Source organism: Bradyrhizobium hereditatis (assembly GCF_020329435.1).
Taxonomy (GTDB): Bacteria; Pseudomonadota; Alphaproteobacteria; order Rhizobiales; family Xanthobacteraceae; genus Bradyrhizobium; species Bradyrhizobium hereditatis.
The window spans coordinates 93,362-118,474 of the sequence record NZ_JAGKJK010000020.1; the positions used below are offsets into that span (position 1 = coordinate 93,362).

Consider the following 25,113-nt stretch of genomic DNA (forward strand, 5'->3'; position numbering starts at 1 on the left):
AACCCCGGCTTGAACTTTTCGCCCGCCTTGAGACCAAAGAGTTGCAGGCGATGCCGTTCAGGCCTATTTTCACCAGTATGAAATTGTGGTCACACTTGAGGGCTTATTGCAAGCAATTTTCATGCACATGAAGGAAGCAGCCTGACGTGAGCGGCGGCAAAAGGATCAAGAAACCGGCCTCCAGATTGGCCCTTAGGTCGAGGGTGAAGGCCGGCAAGGCAACGCGCAAACTGAAGCAGGCCGCCACTCAACCGGCCGAGCCGGCAATGGATATTGCGGTCGGCCGCCGCATTCGCGACCTGCGCCGTGACCACAAGCTCTCACTGGAGACGATTGCCGAGCGGACGGATCTGTCGATCGGCTTTCTCAGCCAGATCGAGCGCGGCCTGTCGTCGCCATCGCTGCGCGTGCTGGCGACATTGGCGGATGTGCTGGGCGTGGGCATCGCCGCGCTGTTCGGCGCCAAGCCCAGTGAGGATGCAGCGTCCGGCGGCGTAGTGACGCGCCAGTTGCAGCGCGCCGAACTGAAACTCTGGCGTACTGGTATCTCAAAACAATTGCTGAGCCCGGCGGGAACGGAAAGCCGCCTCAACCTGTTCCTCGTCCACATGGAGCCCGGCGGCAACACCGGCGACGAACTCTACACCCATGACGGCGAGGAGGCCGGCTTGGTGCTCGAAGGCGAGATGACCCTGACGGTGGACGCGGAAACCTGGACGCTCAAGCAAGGCGACAGCTTCCGCTTCGCCAGCCGCAGGCCGCACCGCTTTTCAAATCCGGCGGAAGATGCGAAAGCGGTCGTGCTGTGGGTGAATTGCGTGACGCAGGCGGGGTGAGCCGCAGTCTGGAGTAGATCATGGATCAGGCCGCAGACGATTGGGCTCCGCACAGTGCCCATTGGGGCGCCTTCTCCGCACGATGGAACGGCGCCACTCTCGACATCATGCCTTACGAGGGTGACCCTGCGCCCTCCCCGCTATTGCAGAACTTCACCACCGCGATGCGTCACAAGGCGCGCATCCTGCGGCCGATGGTGCGCAAGGCGTGGCTCGACCGGCGTGCGCGTACCGAGCGCACATTCGACCAGAAGTTCGTCGCGTGCCCCTGGGACGAAGTGCTTGACCTGCTCGCGAGCGAATTGTCGCGCATCAGAACCGAATATGGCGCTGCCGCGGTCTATGGCGGCTCCTATGGCTGGTCCAGCGCCGGACGTTTCCATCACGCGCAGAGCCAGGTCCACCGCTTCCTGAACATGGCATTCGGCGGCTATGTGCGCTCGGTGAACAGCTACAGCGCCGGAGCGTCAGCCGTGATCCTGCCGCATGTGATGGGCGGCTATGAGGCCATCTCCCGCCATAACGTGACGTGGGATCAGATCGCCGAGCACACCGATACGGTGCTGGCCTTCGGCGGCATGGCGGTGAAGAACTCGGATGTCGCAAGCGGCGGCATCAGCCGTCATATCGAGCGCGACGCGATGCAACGAGCCGCACGCCGCGGCGCTGTCTTCTACGGCATCGCGCCGTTGCGCGACGACATGCCGGAAGAGGCCGGCGCCCGGTGGCTGCCGATCCGCGTCGGCATGGACGTCGCGCTGATGCTGGCGCTTGCGCACACGCTCCGCGTCGAAAATCTCTGGGACAGCGCCTTTGTCGCGCGCTATTGCACCGGCTTTGACATCTTCGAACGCTACCTGCTCGGCCGCGATGACAATACGCCGAAGGATGCAGCATGGGCGGCCGATATTGTCGACATTCCCGCAGCCACCATCGTTGACCTCGCCCGCCGCCTGCCGCGCGGACGCACCTTGATCACGGTCTCGCATTCGCTGCAGCGGGCGCAATATGGCGAGCAGCCGGTGTGGATGGGCGCGGTGCTCGCGGCCATGCTTGGCCAGATCGGCCTGCCCGGCGGCGGATATCATTATGCGCTCGGTGCGCTCGGCCACACCGGCCGCCGGCCCAATGCCGTTCCAATCCCGACACTGTCGCAAGGCAAGAATGGCGTCGCCGACTTTATCCCGGTCGCACGTGTCGCCGACATGCTGCTGCATCCGGGCGAGAATTTCGAATACAACGGCCGCTCGATGCGATATCCCGACATCAAGCTGGTCTATTGGGCGGGCGGCAACCCGTTCCATCATCACCAGGACATCAATCGGCTGCGGCGCGCCTTCAATGTTCCGCAAACCATCCTCGTGCACGAGAGCGCCTGGACGCCAATGGCGAAGTTTGCCGATATCGTGCTGCCGGCGACGATGACGCTGGAGCGCGACGATATCGGCGCCGCCGGCACCGATCCAAGGCTGATCGCGATGCGCAAAGCCGTCGAACCTGTCGGCGAAGCGCGCGACGATTTTGATATCTTCGCCGCGCTGTCGCGGCGATTGGGCGTCGAGCAGGCCTTCACGGAAGGACGCAACAGCAGGCAGTGGCTCGCTCATCTTTACGAGCCGACACGGCGTGCGCTTGCCGACAAGGGGTGGGATGCACCTGACTTCGAAGAGTTCTGGCGGCGCGGCGAACTCGCGCTGCCGTCAGGCCCTGACGACGGCGGCTTCCTGCGCGCCTTCCGCAACGATCCCGTAGGCAACAAACTGCCGACGCCAAGCGGCAAGATCGAGATCTATTCGCAAACCATCGCGGGCTTCGGCTACGCCGATTGCCCGCCCCACCCGGCCTGGCTGCCCTCGACCGAACAACCAGCTTCGCGCCATCCGCTGACGCTGATTGCGAACCAGCCGGCGACCCGGCTGCACAGCCAGCTCGACTTCGGCGCTTACAGTCAATCAAAGAAGATTGCCGGCCGCGAAGCCGTCCGCCTCAACCCCGCCGATGCGGCGCGCCGCGGAATCGATAGTGGCGATATCGTCCGCCTGTTCAACGATCGCGGCGCGTGCCTGGCCGCCGCCGTCGTTTCTGGCGACGTGATGCCCGGCGTGGTGCAACTATCCACCGGCGCCTGGTACGATCCGCAAGCCGGCACCGCAGACCGTCCGCTCTGCATCCACGGCAATCCGAACGTGCTCACCCGCGACATCGGTACATCGCGATTAGCACAAGGCTGCTGCGGTCAGGTGACAGTGGTCGAGTGCGAGAAGTATCAGGGATCGCTGCCGCCGATCCGAGCCTTCGATCCTCCCGAGCTGGATTGATGCGCGCTCCTCTCCCTCTCCCCGTTCTTCACGGGGAGAGGGTCGGGGTGAGGGGCTGCTTCCGCAAATTAGATAGAGGTGAGTGCGCGGAGAGTCCCCTCACCCGTCGCTTCGCGCCGGCCTCTCCCCGCGTGCGGGGAGAGGCTAAGCACCACCTCACCCAAACCGCTGATCGTAGCGGCTCACGTTGAGTTCGCTCACATCGATCTCCGGCTTCCGTCCCGAGATCAGATCCGCCATTACCCGTCCCGAGCCGCAGGCCATGGTCCAGCCGAGCGTGCCGTGGCCGGTGTTGAGATGCAGATTGCTGTAGCGCGTCGCGCCGATCACCGGCGGGCCATCGGGCGTCATCGGTCGCAGGCCGCACCAGAAGCTCGCCTTCTTCAGATCGCCGCCGCGCGGAAACATGTCGGAGAGCGAGTGATCCAGCGTCGCCCGCCGCGCCGGGTGGAGTGTATTCGAATAGCCGGAGATTTCCGCGGTGCCGCCGACGCGGATGCGATCCCCAAGCCGCGTGATCGCGACCTTGTAGCTTTCGTCCATCACGGTCGAGACCGGCGCGCCGTCGGGATCGATGACGGGCACAGTGATCGAATAGCCCTTCACCGGATAGACGGGCACGGCAATGCCAAGGGGCTTGAGCAGCCGCGGCGACCAGCTGCCGAGCGCCGCGACATAGGTGTCGCCCTGGAACAGCCCCGCGCTGGTGACGACGCCAGTGATCCTGTCGCCATCCGCGACCAGCCGCTCGATGCTGGTATTGAAGTTGAACTTGACGCCGAGCCTTGCAGCTTCCTCAGCCAGCGCCTGCGTAAACATGTGGCAGTCGCCGGTCTCGTCCTGCGGCAGCCGCAGCCCACCGACGAACTTGTCCTTCACCGCCGCTAGCGCAGGTTCGGCGCCGATGCAGCCGTCGCGATCAAGCACCTCGTAAGGCACGCCATATTGCTTGAGCACCGCGATATCGTCGCCGGTTGAGTCGAGCTGCTTCTGCCTGCGGAAGAGCTGCAGGGTGCCCTGGCTGCGCTCGTCATACTTGATGCCGATTTCGGCGCGCAGCGCGCGCAGGCAGTCGCGGCTATATTCGGCGATCGGGATCATCCGGCTCTTGTTGACGGCGTAGCGCTCTGCCGTGCAGTTGCGCAGCATCTTCAGCCCCCAGATCCACATGAACGGATCGAGCTTCGGCCAGATCACCAGCGGTCCGTGCCGCATCAGCAGCCATTTGATCGCCTTGACCGGCACGCCCGGCCCCGCCCAGGGCGAGGAATAGCCGGGCGAGACCTCGCCGGCATTGGCAAAGCTGGTTTCCTGCGCCGGCGCGGCCTGGCGGTCGATGACGACAACTTCGTGGCCGGCACGCGCGAGATAATAGGCTGTCGTGACGCCGATCACGCCACTGCCGAGAACGATGACTTTCACAATTCCTCACAGATCTGCCGCGGCAATTTTGCCGCGGTTTCTGTTTTTCTCAGCCAGCAAGGATCAGGCCACGCGCTTGATCGCGTCGCCGAGGATCGAGACGATGTCGTCGATATGGCTCTTCTCGACGATCAAGGGCGGCGACAACGCAAAGCTGTCGCCGCTCATGCGCAGGTAAAGCCCGCGGTTGAAGCAGTCGACCATCACGTCATAGCCGCGCGCGCCGACGCCGTCGCTGCGCGGCGCGACTTCGACCGCGCCCATCAGGCCGACATTGCGGATGTCGACGACGTTCGGCAGGCCCTTCAGCGAATGCAACGCATCGCGCCAGTATTCGGCCATCGACGCGCCGCGCGTCAGAAGCTTTTCGTCCTTGTAGATGTCGAGCGTCGCAAGGCCGGCGGCGCAGGCGGTCGGATGCGCCGAATAGGTGTAGCCGTGGAACAGCTCGATCGTCCCCTCAGGCCCCGTCATCAGCCCGTCATGGATCTTGCGGCTCGCGAACACCGCGCCGCAGGGCACGGTGCCGTTCGTGATGCCCTTGGCGGTCGTCATCATATCGGGCGTGACGCCGAAATAATCGGCCGCAAACGGCGTGCCGAGACGGCCGAAGCCGGTGATCACCTCGTCGAAGATCAGGAGGATGCCGTGCTTGTCGGCGATTTCGCGCAGGCGCTTCAGATAACCCTTGGGCGGCGGCAGCACGGCGGTCGAGCCCGGCACCGGCTCGACAATGACGGCGGCAATGGTGTCGGCGCCGTGCAGCGCCACCATCCGCTCGAGATCGTCGGCAAGCTCGGCGCCATGCTCCGGCAGGTCCTTGGCAAAGGCGTTGCGCGTGAGGTCATGGGTGTGGCGGATATGGTCGACGCCGGGCAGATGGGTCGCAAACGCACGGCGGTTCGCCACCATGCCGCCAACCGACATGCCGCCGAAGCCGACGCCATGATAGCCGCGCTCGCGGCCGATCAGGCGCGTCCGTGTGCCCTGCCCGATGGCGCGCTGATAGGCCAGCGCGATCTTCAGCGCGGTGTCGACCGATTCAGAGCCCGAATTGGTGAAGAAGACGCGATCCAGCCCCTTCGGCGCGATTTCAGTGAGCCGCTCGGCGAAATCGAACGCCATCGGGTGGCCCATGTTGAACGAGGGCGCAAAATCGAGATTCATCAGCTGCCGCTCGACGGCGGCGGCGATCTGGCGGCGGCCGTGTCCGGCATTGACGCACCAAAGGCCGGCGGAGCCGTCGATCACCTTTCGGCCGTCGACGGTGGTGTAGTGCATGCCCTCGGCGGAGGCGAACAGGCGCGGCGCTTTCTTGAACTGCCGGTTGGCCGTGAAAGGCATCCAGAACGAGTCGGTCTGCAGGGTGTTCGGCTTTTGGTGAACGGTCACGGGTAGCTCCTTTGCTGGCAGCTCAAGCTGCCACCGGGCCACGCTCGGGAAGCCATAACAAGTCCTTTTCTGCGCTCCCGCAACCCATTGATTTTGCTGACCCTGCCGGGGCATATTTGTTCGATCCGAAACACCTGCAACAGGGATTTACGATGAGCGTCGATATCGGTGGGCGACTCCGCTTCGTCCGGGCCCGGCACAAGCTGTCGCAACGCGAGCTCGCCAAGCGCTCCGGCGTGACCAATTCAACGATCTCGCTGATCGAATCGAACCAGATGAACCCCTCCGTCGGTGCGCTCAAGCGCATCCTCGACGGCCTGCCGATGGGACTTGCCGAATTCTTCGCGATCGAGCCGGAGCGGCCACGCAAAGCGTTCTACCGCTCGGACGAGTTGACCGAGATCGGCAAGCAGCCGATCTCCTATCGCCAGGTCGGCGACAATCTGTTCGGCCGCGCGTTGCAGATTCTGAAAGAACGCTACGAGCCCGGCAGCGACACCGGCCGCGTGCCGCTGACCCACGACGGCGAGGAAGGCGGCATCGTGGTGAGCGGACGCCTTGAGGTCACCGTCGACGACGAGCGCCGCATCCTCGACCCCGGCGACGCCTATTATTTCGAAAGTCGAAGGCCGCACCGCTTCCGCTGCGTAGGCGCAAAGCCGTGCGAAGTAATCTCGGCCTGCACGCCGCCGACGTTTTGAGCAGCGAGGGGCGTCTGCCGTTGCGCTGCAATGGTTGCGATCTCCGTCTTTGACTGGGAAGTGGACGTCGGAACGGCTGCCGATATGTCTGGGTTGGGGCCAGGACCCGACATGCCGCTTAGGCAAACGCAGCGGCAAGACTCTGCTCAATATGCAAAGGCCCCGCTCGGCTTTGGGCGCAGCGGGGCTGGTCTAGAGGCGGTCTCATGCAGTGGTGACAAGGAGGCTCGGTTTCCAGACACGAACAGCAATGGCTACCGCGCTTCGCAAATCAGAGTTGGTATGCTTCACTGCGTCTTCTTGCGGGGATCGTCAGCCGGGTCAATGTAGTCGATGCCTCCTGGGCCGACGAACTGAACTTGGATGATCGCCTCCTCGTTTCCCGTCCAAACAAAGTGAGCGTGCTTTGCCGGCAGCGCGTGCAAGGCACCCGCCTTGATCACCTCGCCTTTCGTAGTGTCAAATTTTTCGCCCATGCCAAACCCGATGCTACCGCTGATCACGGTGACGGTCTCGGCATAGGGATGAGTGTGCGGCGGAACTTTATAGTTGGGCGGAAACTTGACGCGCTGGACCACCACGCTGCCAGCTTTCGTTGGATCGCCTACCAGGACCGCGGTTTGGCCACCCTTCGGAATGTTCGGATTGTCCTTCCACGTCAGCGCATCTGGTTTGACCATGGTCACGGCATCTTGCGCGAGTGCCGAACCCGCCAGTGCGATCAAGGCTGCCAAGGTCAGAAGCTTTTTCATGAGGTTCTCCCTACGATTGTTGCTCCATTTTTCAGAGTGCTATTGCAACCGCTTCGGCTCAGTGTTCTGCCAGGAACGTGAGCACGGCCTCACCAAAGGCGAGATTCCCGCGACATAGGCCGGATCGATGCCGTTGGCATGGATTTGCTTGATTCGCAGGGGCTCAGTCGCCGCCGCAAGGCCCAGTGCGAAGCACGCGACGATGGGAATGCTGAGTAGCCTGATGAGCCCCGCCGAGACCAGCGATAACGTTTCGTTGCTCAAGCATAACATGGTGGGCCCTCCGACGACGTTTCAGAGGTCCACAAAAAATCTGGACAAGTTCTTTTGGGATTAGTTTTTACAAGTCAGACCGTACTTGCTTATTTTAGAAGCAATGCCTCGATTGGGATAGGGCGTCTAGAAGCCTGATCTCCGGTCATATTGACGCACAGCCCACATCAGCCGACATCGTGAGACGTGGCCGGACCGCTGAGCTCATTTACGGAAACCGGGACACGATCGAACTGGACCCGCAATGTCTGAATTGGCTCACTTGCGGGCATCCGCCAGAGCCTTGGCCCAAATCGGATACGCTCGTCTAGAGTACACGGCCCGTAGGTGGAAGCATCAATTCTCAGGAGCGTAACAGCATGCGCAAGGTCTGGATCGAGGCAGCGCTGAACGGCTCGTGGGGTCGCGCGCTGCAACCCGGCATTCCCGATACCGTTGAGACCATCATTGCCGAGGGCGTCGCCTGCGCGCGTGCCGGCGCTACCATCGTTCACGTCCATGCCTATGATGGCGGTGGCCCGCAAACCTACGACTGGCAGGTCTATGCCCGCATCATTGAAGGCATTCGGGGTCAGGTCGATGTGCCGGTCTATCCCTCCTATCCGGCATTCATAACCACAGGCAGCGACGACAGCCCGCTCGCCGACGTCGCCACTCGGTTTGCCGACATCGAAGAGCTTGCCGCGCGCGGCCTTCTGGATTTTGCCGTCATCGACCCCGGCAGCGTCAATCTGAGCGTGACAAAAATCACGGCGGACACGCTGCCTGGCGGCACCTACATGAATTCGGAATCCCAGATCCGGCATGTGCTGAACCTCGCGGCGCGCCACGGCCTGCATACCGATTTTGCAATCTACGAACCCGGCTTCTTGCGTGCCGGCGCGGCGCTGGCGCGCGCGGCCGGCGTCAAGGTGCCGATCTATCGTCTGATGCTCTGCAATCTGATCGCGGTCGGCCTTCCACCCAAGCCATACGCGCTTGCGGCCTATCATGCGCTACTGGAGGAGGAAGCGCCCGGCGCGCCCTGGATGATTGCCGGCGTCAGCGCCGATCTTCGTCCGCTCTTTGCCGACACGATCGCGCGCGGCGGCCATATTCGCGTCGGCCTGGAAGATGCGCCGCTTGGCACCACCGCAAGCAATCTCGAACTGGTCGAAGAGGCCGTCCGCCTTGTACGCGAGCAAGGTGCCGAGCCTGCTACTCCGGCCGAGATGCGGCAGGCGCTGGCTGCGACCTCGGCCCAAAGCCCTGCGAGTTGATCTCAGCCTAGGACATCCTCGTTCCGGGGAACACGCAGGTTCTGATCCCTCTCAGATTCGCCGCGCCAGCGCCGCGCTTGCGCACCTGACAAAAAAGCTGAATAGTTTCCGTCATCCGACGGAGAGATCGGAGGCGTGCGGCCGCACGCGTGCAGCCGCTTGTTGGAGCTTTTCCAATGTCGAAGCTCACCGAGCACGGCGCGTGCCTGCTGTGGAAGCCGGAACTGATCTGGCTGAATGTCGTTTCCGACGCGATGGTCGCCGGCGCCTTCTTTACTACGGCCTTCGTCCTCGCGTTCTTCGTGTGGCGGCGCCATCGGGAGCTTATGTTCCAGGGCGTGTTCGTGATTTTCGCAATTTTCGTCGCGGTCTGCGGAGTTACCCGCCTGCTGTCGATCTACACGCTATGGGTGCCAGCCTATGAGATCGAGGCCCTGACCAAAGCTTTCCTGGCATTGATCTCGATCGCGGTCACGGCAGCACTCCTCGTGGCGCTGCCGCGGATCCTGGTGCTGCCGACGCGCATTCAGCTGGCGAACGCCTATGCCGCGCTTGAGGAGGAAGTCAGGCAACGCCGCGAGGCCGAGGCCATGGTCAAGCGTTTTGAGGAGAAAGAGGCCACCGAATCCAAGATCCAGCAAGCGCAGAAGATGGAAGCCATCGGCCAGCTCACCGGTGGCGTCGCGCACGACTTCAACAACATTCTGACTGTCATCACCGGGACCATCGAAATCCTCGACGATGCTGTCAAGGATCGTCCACATCTCGCTCAGATCACCAATCTGATTAGCGGAGCTGCGGCAAGGGGGGCTGAGCTGACGAAGCATTTGTTGGCTTTCTCTCGTCGACAGCCGCTGCAGCCGCGCAATACCGACGTCAATGCGTTGGTAGTCGATGCAGCGAGTCTGCTGCGACCGACCCTCGGCGAGCACATCGAAATTGAATCGATGCTGGCGCACGATTCCGCGCCGGCTCTGATTGACCCCAGTCAGCTCTCGACCGCAATCCTGAACCTCGCCCTGAATGCACGTGACGCCATGCCTGACGGCGGCAAGCTGACGCTAGAAACAAAGAACGTGGTGCTCGATGAGAACTACGCCCGCGCAAATAGCGAGGCCAGACCCGGCAACTACGTCATGATTGCAGTGAGTGACACCGGGCAGGGAATCCCGAGCAACCTGCTCGAAAAGGTGTTTGAACCATTCTTTACCACCAAGGAGGCCGGCAAAGGATCGGGGCTCGGCCTCAGCATGGTGTATGGCTTCGTCAAGCAGTCGAATGGACATATCAAGATCTACAGCGAAGTGGGGCACGGCACGACCGTCAAGCTATACCTGCCGCAGGCCACGAGTGGTGGTCCGGAGGAGCACGCCGGCACGACGGGCGGCTATGCGGGCGAACATAGCGACCAGTCCATCTTGATTGTCGAGGACGACCCGCTTGTCCGCGAATACGTCATGGCGCAAATCACCCGTTTCGGGTTCCGCACGCTCGCCGCCAGCAATGCTGCCGAGGCGCTGGCCATCATCGATGGACCGGAGCGCGTTGACCTCTTGTTCACTGATGTCATGCTTCCCGGAGGAGTGAATGGGCGCCAGCTCGCGACCGAGGCAGTCAAGAGACGGCCGGAGCTCAAAGTGCTTTACACCTCCGGCTATGCTGAGAATGCCCTTGTGCATCATGGCCGTCTCGATGCTGGCGTGCTGCTGCTGCCGAAGCCTTACCTCAGCGCCGACCTCGCGCGGATGCTTCTAACCGCGCTGGCATCGTGAGTGGATGGACAGTGTTTCCTTGAGGAGTCACGGAGCCGCCATCACGTGACCGGCCGCAAGCGGCTTCGGCATTACTTCTCCAGCGCGCTGGACAGTATGAGTTCAAGCTCCTGCCTGACATCGTCGAGCGGCTGGGCGCTGCGCGCGGCGCGGCACATTGCGACCGTGCCTTCCGTCGATGCGATGACGAGCGCGGCCAGGCGCCGGGCGCGCGCGGGCGCGACGCCTTCGCGCCGCAGCGCGTTGAACATGATCCGCTGCCAGTCGGCAAAGATGCCGTCGGCGAGATCAAGCAGATGCTGTTGCGCCGCTTCGTCAGGCTCGCCGTCCTTTTCGGTGGCGTCGTTGACATATTGCTCGACCGCGACCGCGAGCACCGGACAGCCGGCCTGAAACTCCGTCCGTTCCAGCGTCTGGCGCCATAGTGCGATGAAGGTGCGCAAGCCGGCGATGGCGCCGCGCGTCTCGGTCAGATGCTGCAGCGGCCCGCTGACCTGCTTGCCGGCAAAGACCAGCGCATCCTCGATCAGCTGCTGCTTGCCCCGCGGGAAGTGGTGGCCGATCGAGCCGCGCGGCGTGCCGCTATGGCGGACCACTTCGCGCATACTCGTGGCGTTGACGCCGCGGCGGCTTATCAGGTCGGCGGCGCCGGCCACCATTTTTGCGCGGGTATCTGACGTCATCGGGAACCTCAGGGCTGAATGGCTCATCCTCTCCGCCGAAGGCAAGGATTTCACCGCCGGCCTCGACATGCCGAAATTCTTCGGCCCCAGTGCCGAGAAGCGCAATTTCAAAGAAGGCAATGTCGACGTCTTCGGCCTGCAGAAGCGCTGCAGGAAGCCGATCGTCACCGCGGTGCAGGGCATCGTCTTTACCATCGGCATCGAATTGATGCTGGCGGGCGACATCGTCGTTGCCGCCGACGACGCGCGCTTCTGCCAGATGGAATCCAGGCGCGGCATCGCCCCGCTCGGCGGTGTACATTTCCGCTTTCTGTCGCGCACCGGCTGGGGCAACGCGATGTATCATCTGTTCCTGTGCGACGAGTTCACGGCAGCACGCGCCCGCGAGATCGGCCTGGTGCAGGAAGTGGTGCCGGCAGGACAACAGATCGAGCGTGCCATGGCGCTCGCCAGGATCATTGCCGGCAATGCTCCGCTCGGCATTCAGGTCACCAAGGAAGCGGCCCTGAAATATGTCGAACAGGGCGAGCAAGCGGCCATTGCCTATATTCCGAAAGTCCGCGAGCGTGTGCTTGATAGCGCCGACGCACGCGAGGGCATTCAATCCTTCATCGAGCGGCGCGCGGCGGTGTTTCAGGGGAAATGATCGCGGCCATGAAGCCGATTTTGCTCACCCGGTCAGGATCGGTTTCAGCGCGTCGCGCTGCTCGACGATGAAGTCAAAGAACGCGGCAATGCGCGGCACGCGGCGGATGTCGGGATGCGTGAGCAGCCGCCAGCTTCGCGTCAGCTCGGGCACAGGCCCGAGCACGCGGACCAGATCTGGCTCGCCGTCGCCAAGCGCTGTCGGCAGCGGCCCTATTCCGGTGCCGGATTTCACCGCTGAAACGAGGCCGAGCACGCTGTTGTTACGCACCGGCATCCTGGCGTCGGGCGCAACCTCCTTCAGCCACTTCGCGGCGCGGTGACCCGCCAGCGTCTCGTCGAAGCCGATGAGCGGATGTTGCGACAGATCCTCGACCCGGTCGGGCTTGCCGTGACGCTCGACATAGTCACGGCTGCCATAGACGGCCCAGAACGAGTCAGCGATCTTGCGGCCGATCAGCTCATCGTCGGTATCACCTGAGCGGAACGCGACATCGACCTCACCCTTCGACAGATCGAGATAGCGGTCGCTGGTGATGAACTCGACACGCAAATGCGGATGGCGGGCATGAAACCGCTCGATCAGGCCCGACTGCGTCATCCGGATCACGATCGGCTCTGGGCATGTGACGCGGATCGTGCCCTTCATGTCCTGTTCGACATCGGTGGCCCGCCGCTGAAAATCTCCGACCGCGGCCTCGATGCGTTCGGCGAAGGGCAGCAGCGTGGTGCCATATTCGGTGAGGCGATAGCCGCTGGCCTGCCGCGTCACCAGCGCCTGCCCGATCCGGCGCTCGAGCTCTTCGAGCCGGCGGTGCACGGTCGACTGGCTGGTGCCGAGCGCCTTGCCGGCGGCGATCGTGCTGCCATGGCGCGCAACTGCAAGAAAGTATTTCAGATCGTTCCAGTCGAACATGCACCCATTATGCACTTTTGGAGCGGGTCCTCGCAATCTTGCGGCTCCCGCGGCGTGGCCGTGCTGCGTAGGCTCCGGCTTCCAAACAGCGCGATCATTGACGAACAAAGGAGCGATCCATGCGCAGCCATCTTGTCCCGGGCCTCGCCCTGCTCGCCGGCCTCGGCGTCAGCCATCCGGCATCGGCGCAACAGCACGGCGCGCCCGCCCCCAATATCGCCAAGCCGAACATGGTGCTGCAGCAGGTGGTCGAGGGATTGCCGACAGACGACAAGCAGACCGTGCGGGTCATGACGGCAACCTTCAAGCCGGGCGACAAGACCGTCTATCACACCCACCGTTTTCCGGTGACGGTCTACGTCCTCGAAGGCACCTTCACGCTCGAGCTCGACGGCCGCCCGCCGATCACCGTGAAGGCCGGCGAGGCCCTGGTCGAGCCGCCCAAGGTGCCGATGACCGGCTATAACCGGAGCACCACCGAACAGACCAAGGTCGTCATCTTCTATGTCAGCGCCAATGACACGCCGTTTCTCGATCTGATGTCGCATTAAGGGCGCATTGGCGAACCGGCCCGCGCGAAAATCGGCGTCGACGCCGCGAGCCGTGATTTGCGCCGCGATGTATACGCTAGAGCAGCAGCCTGACGGCAGCCTGAAGATTACCGGCTGCTCGCTATTGAAGGCAGGACAGTCCGTCTGAGTTCAGGCCATCGCCAGCCGCTGCCGCGCGCGCATCAGGAGCAGCAGCATGATGACGATGTTGAGCGCGTTCCACGCGAGGCCATTGGCGAATGCCGCCATGTAAGAGCCGGTGGCATCGAAGATCGCACCGGAAATCCACCCGCCGAACGACATGCCGAACACGGAGGCGAAGATCACAATCCCCACACGTGTCGCCGCTTCCGAGGCTGGCATCGCCTCGCGCACGATGATGGCGTAGCTCGGCACGATGCCGCCCTGAAAGAGGCCGAACATCGCCGAGATGATATAGAGCGAGGTCAGGCTGTCGAAGAACAGATAGAACAGGAGCGCCGTGCCCTGCGCGACCGAGCCGATCAGGAGCGTGCGGATGCCGCCGATCTTGTCGGCGAGGAAGCCCGAGCCGATACGGCTGATGATGCCAAAACCCAGCATCAGCGACAGCATTTCGGCGCCGCGCGCGACGCCATAGCCGAGATCGCCGCAATAGGCGACGATGTGAACCTGCGGCATCGACATCGCCACGCAACAGGCGATCGCCGCGAGCGACAGGATTGCCGTCAGCGCATTGGTGGATATCCGCAAGTCCACGCGCGGCGGCGCTGCGTTCTGATGGTCGCGCCGCCCGCCCGCCCCCATCAGCATGCGCAAGCCGATGAGCGCCAGCGCCATCGCCACCGCCGTGAAGATGCCGAGCCCGATATGGGTGCTACGCCAGCCCGCCGTCTCGATGGCGTAATTGACCACCGGCGGCCAGATCGCGCCGCCGATATAATTGCCGCTGGCAGCGACGGCGACGGCAAGGCCGCGGTAACGGTCGAACCAGTGCGAGGCTTCCGCCATCAGCGGGCCGAAGGTGGCCGACGATGACAGCCCGATCGCGAAATGCACCAGGATGAATTGCCAGATCGAGGTCGATATCCCCGCAACCACATAGCCGAGGCCAAGGATGCCGATGCCGAGCCCGATCGCGGTGACGATGCCGTAGCGGTCGGTGATCTTGCCTGTCAGCACCGCGCCGGAACCGAAGCCGAGCATGATCATCGTAAAGGCCAGTGAGGCGGTGCCGCGGCTCGCGGCGAATTCGGTCTGCACCACGGGCAGTGCGACCACCACCGACCACATGCCGACGCTGCCGAGCGAGCCGATCAGCACGGCCACGGCAAGCCGGATCCATGCCCGGCGCGAGTCGGGAATGAACAGGTCGGAATCTCGGGAGAGCTCAGAAGAAATTACCACGGCCGGCGGAACTTCGGGTGCAAATCGCCTAACGTCAAGCCACAATGCCGCGATATTGGGCATGCAATCGCAGGGGAGCACGCGGTCCTCCCACCCGCGTCGTACGAGCGCCACGCCGGGGCCGACACGCTGCATCACCCGCCCAGGCGGACCGAACGCCGACACTTATCCACTACTTTTGTGTGCGCAGCATCTTCCACACAATCTGCAGGAGGGACACCATCTCCGTTTTATCAGACCTGCTTTATTCAATTGCCGGAGGGGCATCATGGACATTGATCATATCGACAAGGCCATCGTTGATAATTATCGCAAGTTAAGGACGCGGATGGGGGTCATCACCCTCGCTTTTCCCGTGGTGGTGATTGCCATGGGCCTGTTTTGGGGAATCGGCATTCAACCGACGCTGAGCGACTATTACTTCGCAGACGAACCCAAGGGCGCACGCGTCGACCTCTTTCCCGTGAGGCTCTGGTTCTGCGGTATCCTGTTCGCCGTCGGCGTCTTCCTGGTCAAGTATCGGGGCTTTTCCAAGAACGAGGATCGCTGGCTCAGCCTTGCAGGCATCTTTGCCCTGGGCGTTGCCATATTCCCGATGACGTCCAAGGACGGCCGCACCGATTGGAAGCTGTTCGAATACCTCGGAATGCCCTGGCTTTCGGTACATGGCGTCAGCGCTGTGCTGGCGTTCGCGTGCATCGCGGTCGTGATTCTCTGGTATTCGGATTCGACCTTGTCGCAACTCAAGGAATCGAACCCGAAGGATCACAAGCGTTTCAAGACCGCCTACTTCCTGATCGGGCTCTACATGGTGCTCGCGATCGGCACGTCCGTGCTACTGCATTACCTGAACGCGAAGCAGGGCTCGTACATTCTGTTCGCGGAATGGTCGGGTATCTGGGCCTTCGCCGCCTACTGGTTCGTTAAGAACCGTGAGCTCCGGATCGTCGCAGAGAAGTTGAAGAAGACCCTGAGCAATACGACAGTAAAGCGGACCGAAGCCGACATCGTCGACAAGATATAGCCGCCAACTTCCGCCTTGGCGGAACTGGCAATTGATACTAGTTTGCCGCCATGTTCGTTCGCCTGACGAGACCTGCGCGCGCCAAGGCAGGGTGGTTTGCCGCCCTGCTCTATCTGTTTTGCGTGCTCGCGCCCGGCGCCGCGCTGGCGCTTGGCGACGCGGCCTCGTGTCTTGCGATGCCCGCTGAAGTGGCCGCGACCGCGCCGATGCACGATGCGTCTTCGCATCGGCACCATCAGGCACATGGCGACCACCACGCCGATGCCGGCGCCGTCAAGCACGAACCAGCCGAGCCGCAGCACCATGGCAAAGGCTCCATGGGCCCGTGCTGCGCCATGCTCTGCGTCTCCGCGATCGCGGCCGACCTGCCGGCAATCGCAAGGCCGTCGCCGCCGATCTCGCTCTGCGTCTCCGAGATTTTGCAGCGCCTGCCGGGTGAGGCGCCCCCTCTGCTCTATCGTCCTCCCATCGCCTGATCTCTGACATTACGACGTGGGCAACCGCGCGTGAAGCGCGCGCATGCCCGCGGCTCATTGCAAAGATCATGGATTCAGTCCGGCGGGCCGCGCGTTGCCGCGGCGCTTCGCTGACAAAGAGGAAAGAACAGAGATGAAGAACATCATGATGGTCGGGCTTGCGCTAATTGGCCTTTCGGCATGGCCGCCACTGGCGCTCGGCCACGACAAGCACGCTCATGAAACCTATTCGGCGGGCGAGCCCGGCAATCCCAAGAAGCCCTCGCGCACCATCGAGGTCGACATGAGCGAGATGAAATACACGCCCGCGCGCATCGAGGTGAAACGCGGCGAGCAGATCCGCTTCGTGATCCGCAACGTCGGCCAGGATGACCATGAGTTCCTGCTCGCCACCACGGAAGAAAACCTCAAGCATGCCGAGGACATGCAGAAGCACCCGCATATGGAGCACCAGGAGCCGAACGCCGTGCGGCTCAAGCCGAGCAAGTCGGCCGAGATCGTCTGGAAGTTCACCAAATCGGGCACATTCGAATATTCCTGCCTGATCCCCGGTCACCGCGAGAACGGCATGATCGGCCAGGTTACGGTGAAGTGACGGCGGAGCGAGATAGGCACCGCGGTCCGTAGGGTCGGCAACGCGCAAGCGTGCCCACCTTCCTTGCCGTGCGCTGATGGTGGGCACGGCGCGATGCGCCTTTGCCCACCCTACATTTCTTTTTCATCCCGGCCATGCGACAAGCGCTGAACGGCCGCGCGGCCGGGATGAAAGCAACGAACGAGACTCCCGTGCGAAGGATTGACGAACCGACGTTCCTGCTCCTGCTGTTTGCCGTCACGCTGGCGTTCGGCTGGGTGCTGTACCCCTTCTACGGCGCCGTGCTGTGGGCGATCATCGTGGCTGTCATCTTTGCGCCGGTCAACCGGAGGCTGCTGGCATCGATGCCCGGCCGGCAAAACCTCGCGGCGCTGCTGACCGTCCTTCTCATCATCGCCATGGTCATCCTGCCCCTGGCCATCGTCGCGACCTCGCTGGTCCAGGAGGCCACCAGCCTGTTCGGCAAGATTCAGTCCGGCGAATATGATCTCGCACGCTACATCCAGCGCGTGTTCGATGCGCTGCCGGCCTGGACGGTCGGATGGCTGGAGCGCTTCAACCTGACCAACCTTTCCGGCCTTCGCGAAACCTTGTCGTCCAGCCTGATGAAGGGCGGCCAGATCCTGGCGCCGCAGGCGCTCACCATCGGCATGAACACCTTCGAGTTCATGATCAGCCTCGGCATCATGCTCTATTTGCTGTTCTTCCTGATGCGCGACGGCCGCGCGCTGGCCGAAAGCATCAAGGAAGCCGTTCCGCTGCGCGCCGACCAGAAGTCGGCGCTGTTCTCCCGGTTTGCCGACGTCGTCCGCGCCACCGTCAAGGGCGGAGTTCTGGTGGCGATGGTGCAGGGCGCGCTCGGCGGCCTCGCCTTCTGGTTCCTCGGCGTTCACGCCCCGCTATTGTGGGCCGTGCTGATGGCGTTTCTCTCACTGGTGCCGGCGATCGGCGCCGGCCTCGTCTGGGTCCCGGTCGCGATCTACTTCCTCGCCACCGGCGCGATCTGGCAGGGCCTCGGCCTGATCGCCTATGGCGTACTCGTCATCGGCCTCGTCGACAACCTGTTGCGCCCGTTCCTGGTCGGCAAGGACACCAAGCTGCCGGACTATGTCGTGCTGATCTCGACGCTCGGCGGCATTGACGTGTTCGGCCTCAACGGTTTTGTGCTGGGACCGCTGATCGCGGCGATCTTCATGGTGAGCTGGGAGATATTTGTCGCGTCGCGGCGGGTGCCGCGTGATGGAGCGGCGGGGGATGCCTAGCGGCCCGCACAGACGCGGTAGCGTGCAGAAGGCCGTAGCACTTATCCCAGCTCAAAGCTGGTGACGCCGAACACCCGATTCAGCCGCAGCGGCGCAATCTCACCCGTGTACATGCGCGCCGTCTCGAACACCGGCGCAAGTCCAAGACTTTCCGCTAGCGCGATGGCCTCGCGATTGACGCTTGGCACATCCAGAAAAATCTCCCCATCACCCGCCTTGCCGAGCAAGGCCGACAGCACAGCTTCGGCCGTCGTGCGGTCGTCCGCCACCAGCGGCCCGATCTTGCGCCCCCTCCGGCATGGACGGATCACTCCCCAGCCCGCAAGCCTGCCATGGCGCACCAGCGCGCAGCCGACGTGCCCAGGCGCACCGATCCACTTCCGCAGGAACGCCGGTCGCGGCGCCGGAAACACCGTCGCGTCATCCGCCGCAACGTCCGCGAACGGCACCTCGTCGAGCGCGATAACATCGGCCTGCGGCGCAATCGGCGCGGCGACCATGCCACCATAGCGGATGTTGGCGTAAGCGAGCGCAAAGCCGGACTTTCTGTAATTGTCCTGCTGCGCCACCACGCCATCAAGCCCGATCACGCGCGGCCTCGCATGCGCGATCGCCGCATTCCATATCCGCAAGCCAAAACCTTTGCCGCGCAAATCCGGCCGCACGATGTAGAAGCCGAGAAAGGAAAAGCGTGCGTCGTAATTGACGCAGGAGGCGGTAGCGGCCGGCGCGCCGTCGAGTTCACCAATCAAGAAGCCTTGTGGATCGACGGACGCAAAGCAGGCGGCGTCCGCAAGGCCCGGATTCCATCCCTCGGCGGCGGCCCAGTCGATGGCGATCGAGATTTCGTCAGGCTGCATGGTGCGGATAGTGAAGTCGCTCATAATGACGATCCTTAAGCTGTCATTGGGAAGCACGGCTCGCGCGAATGCGCGCCAGCGACGAGCGCAATTGCGCTCGCGCAGTGATGACAGGCTCAGCGAAGAAGCAAGCCATCTCTCCTCGCACGCGGAAAGATGGATTGCTTCGCTTCGCTCGCAATGACGGACCACTGGCTACACGTGATCGCATGCGCAAGTTCCTCGATTAGCGACGCGCATACTTTGTGGGCAGTCCAGAAATGGCACACATCTTCGCGCAAAATATCATTGCGCCGCGTGGATTGTTTAGAGAAAATTAACCACGCTGGCTGGCGGGGCTGCGTTGTTGGAGGCTTCACTCATGTACCGATCATCGCTCACGCTGGCCGCTCTTGTCCTGTGTTCGACGGCCGCGGCGGCCAGCGACCTTTCATCCGTCTACGTCGCGCCGGGTGGAATCTACGCTCCATCCGCAAACGTCTATGTGCGTCCGGGCCCAACTCATCGGCCGTACGCAGAACCCGGCTACGGATATCGCTATCGCGCGCCGGCAGCGGTCTATGGTGAATACGGTCCGGCCTACGCCGCGCAACCGGTCTATGTCGACCGCGCACCCGCTTATTCCGAGCGCTACTACGCGCAGGACTACGATTACGCGACGGAATATGCGCCGCGGCCGCCACTGCCCGTGCCCTACCGCGCCCGCGCGCGATGCGACGACGGTTACGGCCGGTGGGCTTATTGCGACTGAGCTACTGCGCGGACCGGAAGACAGAGCGCAGGATGGGTGGAGCGCAGCGATACCCATCCTCCAACTTCCATCGAACGAGGATGAGGGTTCGCTTTCGCTCTACCCCATCCCACGCGCTGTCTCCGCAACGCTGGACTGGCGGATCTACTTGCTTTTCGACGCACGATGAAATTCCCGAAGATGATGTTCGGGAGCTCTCCTCTTTTTGGCGCCCGTAAGCACTACGCTTGTCCCGATCGCGGTACTCCGATCCTTACGCGCAAAACGCCGCCCAGTGTGTGGCTACCAACCAGACATGGTTCACCGCCACAAAATCACTCGATAATCAACAACTTACAGGTAAGCCGGAACGGTCACCCAGGACGGGACCGAAACAAAAATTGATAGTACTTTCGCGAAAAAGCGGGGAAAAACCCCAATGCGGTCTTGATTTGCCTTCTTTCTTTTCGTGGGGCGCTGTGTGAGTAACGAGTATGACCGATCAACAATTGGCAATTCAAGCGATTGGCGAGGCGCAACTCATACTGGAAGAATATCTGCAACCCCGTCCTCAGAACAATGAGCGTATCCTCGACAAACTGGTAGAAGTTCTCGAACGTCCCGATGTGATGGCTGCTGTGAGCCGCTTGCAGCAACGCGGTTGCTTCGAGGCGGACAAATGAGCAAGCAGCTTTCATCAATGGCGCCGACGGCTTTCATTGCCGCGCTGTTATTGTCAGGGATGCCAGAAGCGGAAGCGAAGCAGTCATGCAGCGCCGCGATGCCGTCAAATCCCAACGGAAAATGGTGGTCGTATCGTCTCATTGACGGACGGAAATGCTGGTACGAAGGCAAGCCTGGGCTTTCGAAAGCCTTGCTGGAGTGGCCAAAGGCCGTATCCGCGCCACCGGCGAAAGATGTCGTGAACGTAGTCTCGGAGAAACGCGCCAGTCCACTGAACGCACAAGCATGGGCGCCGAAGGAAGCTGTGCAAGCGTGGGCACCGGAGGAAGCCGTGCAAGCGCGGGCGCCGAATTACGTCCCTGACACTTTCGATGCGTTATGGAGCGGAAGGATCTGGCTCTTAGATCGCTAAAAAAGACGGTGGCGCCCGGTTCTCCGCTTCGTCTCTGCGCGCTGATTTCTGTTGCTGAGTACCCTGACTTCAGCCGGTCGCCCGCCAATCTCACGACAACTCACGCGTTGTTTCATCAAGGGGCTGGCCCGGACGTTCTTGGAACCAATGTGCGCTTGGGTCTTACGTGAGTCTCCGTTAGAGGAGGGGTGCGGTGAGTAACGTGTTAGGTACGAGTGACGCCGGGCGGTATCAGCCGCCTCATCATCAAATTTGCGATCATTGCGGCGGCATCGCGCGGCCCGTGGCGATCCTCGACAGTCGCCAAGGCAAAAACTTTCGCCTCCTCCGCTGCCTCAGCTGTGAGAAAACGAGTTGGGCTGAAGAGCAGCAGTAACCTCCGCAATCGAGAGCACGGCCGTGGCGGACAATAGCGGACATCGATCATTCGAGAGTCAGCTTGGCCTCAGGGTCAGCCATGCAGATAGTCAGTAAGCAATTTGCAGCAGGGCCGAGGGATATCCGCGTAGACGAGCGACCAGTCAGCGACGTTTGCGATCGTGACAAAGCCCAGCTTACAAAGCCGCTTTAGTATTGCGGCACCATCCCGTATTTGGTTTGGCCGAGCAAGGAGACTGGCCTCGATCCAGACCTTCGTCTACACTGCCGCCCTGTTCCGAGCTGGAGGGCGAGCATGGAGTGCCCGAGCTGCGGAAGCGTTCATCAAGGTGACAGCGGATTCTGCGGAAACTGCGGCGCGCCGATGCCGCAGCACTGTGGCGCATGCGGTCGCAAGAATCCGCTCGGCAATAGGTACTGTGGTTTCTGTGGCGCTGCTTTGACTCGTGCCGCTCCTCTGGAGCGAGCCGCAAATACGCCTGCCCAGCCGGCACTAGCCGGTGCCGAGCGCCGGCGTCTCACCGTCATGTTCTGCGATCTCGTCGGCTCGACCGCGATTGCATCTCGGCTTGATCCGGAAGACCTGCGCGAGGTGCTCAGCAGGTACCATAAAGACGTCGCGACGATGGTGAGGAAGTTCGATGGCTTCGTCGCCAAATATATGGGCGACGGAGTTTTGGCTTACTTCGGCTACCCGCAGGCGCATGAGGATGACGCCGAGCGAGCTGTTCGCGCCGGTCTGCAGATTGTGACAATGGCACGGCCAGTGCCGGCTGCGCCCGGCGGCAGACTGGCGGTGCGTGTGGGTATTGCCACAGGCCTGGTCGTAGTGGGCGATCTCGTCGGTGCCGGAGAATCGCAGGAGCGCGGCGTAGTGGGCGAGACGCCAAATCTTGCGGCGCGACTGCAAACTTTGGCGGAGCCGAACAGCGTCGTGATCGATGCGAACACGCACAGGCTGACGAGCGGGATCTTCGAATACGCCGAACTCGGCCTGGTCGAACTAAAGGGCTTTTTTGAGCCTGTGCGCGCGTGGTGCGTGCAGCGCGAGAGCACGATCGAAAGCCGATTCGAGGCACTACATTCGGCTGCAGCCCTCACGCCGCTTGTTGGGCGTGAGGAGGAGATCGAGCTGCTGGTCGAGCGCTGGATAACGGCAAGGTCCGGCGCAGGCCAGGTGATCCTGCTCTCGGGCGAGCCGGGCATTGGCAAGTCGCGCTTGGCCGCTGCCCTCCTGGAGCGGCTGCGCGGTGAGCCCCACGTCCGGCTGCGCTATTCATGCTCGGCGCACCACCAGGATAGCGCGCTGCACCCGACGATTGTGCAACTCGAACGCGCCGCAGGTTTCGAGCGGGGCGATGCACCGGAGACAAAACTTCGCAAAATCGAGGCACTGCTCTCGCCGATCTCGTCGCCGACTGCGGGTCTGCCGCTTATCGCCGAGTTGCTACACATTCCTCCTGACGATCTCTACTCACCGAGCGCGCTGAATCCGCAGCGCAAGAAGGAGGAGACGTTCGAGCTGCTGCTCCACCAAATCGTCATCCTCGCGCAGAGCCAGCCGGTATTGCTGGTCTACGAGGACGTCCATTGGATCGACCCCAGCTCACGCGAGTTCCTCGATCGCGTGGTTAATCGCATCGCAGACCAGCCCGTGCTGTTGCTGATTACATTCCGGCCAGAGTTTCAGGCGCCATGGACCGGGCGATCACACGTCACGATGCTCGCCCTGAGCCGCCTCGACCGACGTCAGGGTGCGACGCTCGTGCAGTGTGTCGCGGGCGGCAAAATGCTCGCCGGGCATACTGCGGAAGAGATCATCAAGCGCAGCGACGGTGTGCCGCTTTTCATCGAGGAACTGACGAAGGCTGTCATAGAATCGCAAGCCAGTCGACATGGCGTGGATGCGAGCGCGGCAACGTCGCGATCGGCCCTCGCCGTACCCGCAACCCTCCACGCCTCTTTGTTGGCTCGGCTTGACCGACTCGGGCAGGGTCCCAAGAAAGTGGCACAAATTGGAGCGGCCATTGGGCGCGAGTTTTCATACGAACTGCTCGCGGCTGTCGTTGGCTCGAGCGAGAGCGAGATACAACCCAGTTTGGCGCGGCTTGTCTCTTCTGAACTGGTGTTCCAACACGGCACGCCACCGGAGGCCGCCTACAGCTTCAAACACGCTCTGGTGCAGGATGCGGCGTACAGCACGCTGCTGCGCAGCGATCGACAGCGGTTGCACGCGCGCATCGCCGACGCCCTCGAGAGGTATTTCCCGGACCGCGTGGCGCGCGAGCCCGAACTGCTGGCACACCACTATACTGAAGCCTGCCAAATCGAACGTGCCGTCGGCTATTGGCTGAAAGCAGGCGAAAGCGCTGCCCAACGCTCGGCCAATCTGGAAGCAATTCGGCATCTCACCCGAGGGCTGGAGGCGCTGAACACGCTACCGGAAAGTTTCGAGCAGGATCGGCAGGAGCTCGCCTTTCAGATCGCGATCGGTACTCCCATGATCGCAGTACACGGTTATTCCGCGCCACAGACAGGCGCTGCCTATAGCCGTGCTCGCGCGCTTTGCGAGCGTCTCGGCGAGGCCGAGCCTCTCGTCGCGACCCTCAGCGGCGAGTTCGTCTATTACTTCGTGCGGGGCGATTATTCCGCGATGCGGCGCTTAACAGACGAGGCTCGTCGGGTAGCCGAGCGCCTTCCAAGCCCGCTTATACGTCTCGCCAGCCACCGCTTGGCCGGGATCACGGCCATGCACTGCGGGGCGTTTGCCGAGGCACGGTCCGAGTTTGAAGCGATCCTGCGCCTCTACGACGCGTGCCGGCATCGATCACAGCCGGTGCACTACGTTCACGATCCGAAAGTGTCAGCTCTCACCTATCTTGCACCCGTCCTGTGGATTCTGGGCTTTCCCGAGCAAGCGCGTCGTTCGAGCACCGCAGCGTTCCGTTGCGCCGCGGAGCTGGACCAGGCCAACCTCACGGCGCACGTCCACAATTTCGCTGGCGCGGGCTTGGACGAACTGCTCGGCGATGTGCCGGGCGTGAAAGCCCATGCCGAAGCAATCATTGAACTGGCCGATCGGCACAGCCTTGGCTATTGGCGCGTGAACGGGTTGATTCTTCGCGGCTGGGCTATGGTACAGCAGGGTGCGCCGGGGCCAGGTATCGCGCTCATGTGTGAGAATACCAAGCACCGCGCGGCTCTCGGCGTCAGTTGGTATCAAGCCCGCTATCTCTGCATGCTCGCCGCGGCCTATGCGCAAATCGGCCAGACCGAACCAGGGCTACGGATCGTTGCTGAGGTGGAAGACCTCATCGCAAACAATCGCGAACACATGTGGGAGGGCGAAGTTACACGCATCAAGGGGGAGCTTATGCGGGTGGAAGGGCGATCGTTATCCGAGATCGAAACCTGCCTCGCGCGAGCTATGGCAATAACCCGGGCGCAGGGCGCCAAATCGCTCGAGCTCCGCGCCGCCCGCAGCTTGGCGCGCCTGTGGTGCGATTTGGGGCGGCGCAGGGATGCCCGCGAGCTGCTCGCGCCTCTCTTTAGCTGGTTCACTGAGGGCTTCGAGACCACCGATCTGAAAGCCACAAAGGCATTGCTCGACGAGTTGGCCCGCGGAGCGTGAGCGGATTTGCGCTGGTCCGCCCCTTTGCGCGCGCTGCACGCATTTTTGGCCGCATGGTACGTCGTCGTCACGGGCGGCAGCCAAATCATCTAGGTGCATTTCCAAAAAGAGTGGAACTCAACCGAAGGTGCGCTGGTTAGGCGAATTGCAGGAGG

At 62.6% G+C, this 25,113-nt stretch carries 22 protein-coding genes and 2 pseudogenes; 17 read left to right on the plus strand and 7 right to left on the minus strand.

All coding sequences use genetic code 11. The annotated features are described in order from the left end of the window. Window positions 1-203 precede the first annotated feature (203 nt). Together J6524_RS32265 and J6524_RS32270 are read left to right on the plus strand one after the other, a co-directional pair. A complete protein-coding gene (locus J6524_RS32265) occupies window positions 204-836 on the plus strand; it encodes a cupin domain-containing protein (protein WP_225677931.1) in 633 nt (210 codons plus the stop codon). Between the two features lie 20 nt (window positions 837-856). After that, window positions 857-3,154 (plus strand): molybdopterin guanine dinucleotide-containing S/N-oxide reductase, encoded by a 2,298-nt coding sequence (locus J6524_RS32270; RefSeq protein WP_225677932.1) that lies wholly within the window; start codon window positions 857-859, stop codon window positions 3,152-3,154. A gap of 156 nt (window positions 3,155-3,310) precedes the next feature. On the opposite strand, the gene J6524_RS32275 is transcribed toward J6524_RS32270, so the two are convergent. Both J6524_RS32275 and aptA read right to left on the minus strand, forming a co-directional pair. Then, entirely contained in the window at window positions 3,311-4,576 is a 1,266-nt protein-coding gene (locus J6524_RS32275) for a D-amino acid dehydrogenase (protein WP_225677933.1), read from the minus strand. A gap of 63 nt (window positions 4,577-4,639) precedes the next feature. Next, window positions 4,640-5,968, minus strand: coding sequence for an omega-aminotransferase AptA (aptA, locus tag J6524_RS32280; RefSeq protein WP_225677934.1), 1,329 nt, complete (start codon window positions 5,966-5,968; stop codon window positions 4,640-4,642). A gap of 152 nt (window positions 5,969-6,120) precedes the next feature. On the opposite strand from aptA, the gene J6524_RS32285 reads away from it, so the two are divergent. Then, window positions 6,121-6,669 carry a cupin domain-containing protein gene (locus tag J6524_RS32285; protein ID WP_225677935.1) on the plus strand — a complete coding sequence of 183 codons (549 nt, stop codon included), beginning with the start codon at window positions 6,121-6,123 and terminating at the stop codon, window positions 6,667-6,669. Window positions 6,670-6,956: 287 nt separating this feature from the next. Here the strand turns inward: J6524_RS32285 and J6524_RS32290 are convergent, their stop codons facing one another. Beyond that, entirely contained in the window at window positions 6,957-7,421 is a 465-nt protein-coding gene (locus J6524_RS32290; RefSeq protein WP_225677936.1) for a cupin domain-containing protein, read from the minus strand. A 632-nt stretch (window positions 7,422-8,053) separates the two neighbouring features. Between J6524_RS32290 and J6524_RS32295 the strand changes: the two genes are divergently transcribed. Both J6524_RS32295 and J6524_RS32300 read left to right on the plus strand, forming a co-directional pair. Then, entirely contained in the window at window positions 8,054-8,953 is a 900-nt protein-coding gene (locus J6524_RS32295) for a beta-keto acid cleavage family enzyme (RefSeq protein WP_225677937.1), read from the plus strand. A gap of 176 nt (window positions 8,954-9,129) precedes the next feature. Next, window positions 9,130-10,725 carry an ATP-binding protein gene (locus J6524_RS32300; protein ID WP_225677938.1) on the plus strand — a complete coding sequence of 532 codons (1,596 nt, stop codon included), beginning with the start codon at window positions 9,130-9,132 and terminating at the stop codon, window positions 10,723-10,725. Window positions 10,726-10,796: 71 nt separating this feature from the next. On the opposite strand, the gene J6524_RS32305 is transcribed toward J6524_RS32300, so the two are convergent. Further along, window positions 10,797-11,408, minus strand: a complete 612-nt coding sequence (locus J6524_RS32305) for a TetR/AcrR family transcriptional regulator (RefSeq protein ID WP_225677939.1) — start codon at window positions 11,406-11,408, stop codon at window positions 10,797-10,799. On the opposite strand from J6524_RS32305, the gene J6524_RS32310 reads away from it, so the two are divergent. Then, window positions 11,335-12,054: a crotonase/enoyl-CoA hydratase family protein gene (locus J6524_RS32310; RefSeq protein WP_225677940.1), complete on the plus strand. Its 720-nt coding sequence runs from the start codon at window positions 11,335-11,337 to the stop codon at window positions 12,052-12,054. The genes J6524_RS32305 and J6524_RS32310 overlap by 74 nt on opposite strands. 24 nt (window positions 12,055-12,078) lie before the next feature. Here the strand turns inward: J6524_RS32310 and J6524_RS32315 are convergent, their stop codons facing one another. Then, a complete protein-coding gene (locus J6524_RS32315) occupies window positions 12,079-12,969 on the minus strand; it encodes a LysR family transcriptional regulator (protein WP_225677941.1) in 891 nt (296 codons plus the stop codon). Between the two features lie 119 nt (window positions 12,970-13,088). Between J6524_RS32315 and J6524_RS32320 the strand changes: the two genes are divergently transcribed. Together J6524_RS32320 and J6524_RS32325 are read left to right on the plus strand one after the other, a co-directional pair. Beyond that, window positions 13,089-13,520 (plus strand): cupin domain-containing protein, encoded by a 432-nt coding sequence (locus J6524_RS32320; protein WP_225677942.1) that lies wholly within the window; start codon window positions 13,089-13,091, stop codon window positions 13,518-13,520. 64 nt (window positions 13,521-13,584) lie between these two features. Beyond that, window positions 13,585-13,668: pseudogene (locus tag J6524_RS32325) on the plus strand (DUF4864 domain-containing protein); the annotation flags it as partial. A gap of 2 nt (window positions 13,669-13,670) precedes the next feature. Here J6524_RS32325 and J6524_RS32330 read toward each other — a convergent pair. Continuing rightward, entirely contained in the window at window positions 13,671-14,870 is a 1,200-nt protein-coding gene (locus tag J6524_RS32330; protein WP_249789731.1) for an MFS transporter, read from the minus strand. 304 nt (window positions 14,871-15,174) lie between these two features. Here J6524_RS32330 and J6524_RS32335 point away from each other — a divergent pair, with 304 nt between their 5' ends. The 4 genes from J6524_RS32335 to J6524_RS32350 all read left to right on the plus strand — a co-directional run bounded on the left by J6524_RS32335 (window position 15,175) and on the right by J6524_RS32350 (window position 18,263). After that, window positions 15,175-15,930: a hypothetical protein gene (locus J6524_RS32335; protein ID WP_225677944.1), complete on the plus strand. Its 756-nt coding sequence runs from the start codon at window positions 15,175-15,177 to the stop codon at window positions 15,928-15,930. A gap of 50 nt (window positions 15,931-15,980) precedes the next feature. Further along, window positions 15,981-16,406, plus strand: a complete 426-nt coding sequence (locus J6524_RS32340; protein ID WP_225677945.1) for a hypothetical protein — start codon at window positions 15,981-15,983, stop codon at window positions 16,404-16,406. Between the two features lie 133 nt (window positions 16,407-16,539). Next, entirely contained in the window at window positions 16,540-17,001 is a 462-nt protein-coding gene (locus tag J6524_RS32345) for a cupredoxin domain-containing protein (protein ID WP_225677946.1), read from the plus strand. A 191-nt stretch (window positions 17,002-17,192) separates the two neighbouring features. Next, on the plus strand, window positions 17,193-18,263 hold the full coding sequence (locus J6524_RS32350) for an AI-2E family transporter (protein WP_225677947.1): 1,071 nt from the start codon (window positions 17,193-17,195) through the stop codon (window positions 18,261-18,263). A 41-nt stretch (window positions 18,264-18,304) separates the two neighbouring features. Here the strand turns inward: J6524_RS32350 and J6524_RS32355 are convergent, their stop codons facing one another. Further along, window positions 18,305-19,147 carry a GNAT family N-acetyltransferase gene (locus J6524_RS32355; protein WP_225677948.1) on the minus strand — a complete coding sequence of 281 codons (843 nt, stop codon included), beginning with the start codon at window positions 19,145-19,147 and terminating at the stop codon, window positions 18,305-18,307. Window positions 19,148-19,484: 337 nt separating this feature from the next. Here J6524_RS32355 and J6524_RS32360 point away from each other — a divergent pair, with 337 nt between their 5' ends. The 5 genes and pseudogenes from J6524_RS32360 (at window position 19,485) to J6524_RS32375 (ending at window position 24,958) form a co-directional block, all read left to right on the plus strand. After that, window positions 19,485-19,874 (plus strand): hypothetical protein, encoded by a 390-nt coding sequence (locus J6524_RS32360; RefSeq protein WP_225677949.1) that lies wholly within the window; start codon window positions 19,485-19,487, stop codon window positions 19,872-19,874. 473 nt (window positions 19,875-20,347) lie between these two features. After that, window positions 20,348-20,536, plus strand: a complete 189-nt coding sequence (locus J6524_RS32365; RefSeq protein ID WP_225677950.1) for a hypothetical protein — start codon at window positions 20,348-20,350, stop codon at window positions 20,534-20,536. Beyond that, window positions 20,533-20,949: a hypothetical protein gene (locus J6524_RS32370; RefSeq protein WP_225677951.1), complete on the plus strand. Its 417-nt coding sequence runs from the start codon at window positions 20,533-20,535 to the stop codon at window positions 20,947-20,949. Before J6524_RS32365 ends, J6524_RS32370 begins: the two co-directional genes overlap by 4 nt. A gap of 673 nt (window positions 20,950-21,622) precedes the next feature. After that, a pseudogene (locus J6524_RS38080) lies at window positions 21,623-21,748 on the plus strand (double zinc ribbon domain-containing protein); the annotation flags it as partial. 105 nt (window positions 21,749-21,853) lie between these two features. Beyond that, window positions 21,854-24,958 carry an AAA family ATPase gene (locus J6524_RS32375; RefSeq protein ID WP_225677952.1) on the plus strand — a complete coding sequence of 1,035 codons (3,105 nt, stop codon included), beginning with the start codon at window positions 21,854-21,856 and terminating at the stop codon, window positions 24,956-24,958. Window positions 24,959-25,113: the final 155 nt, after the last annotated feature.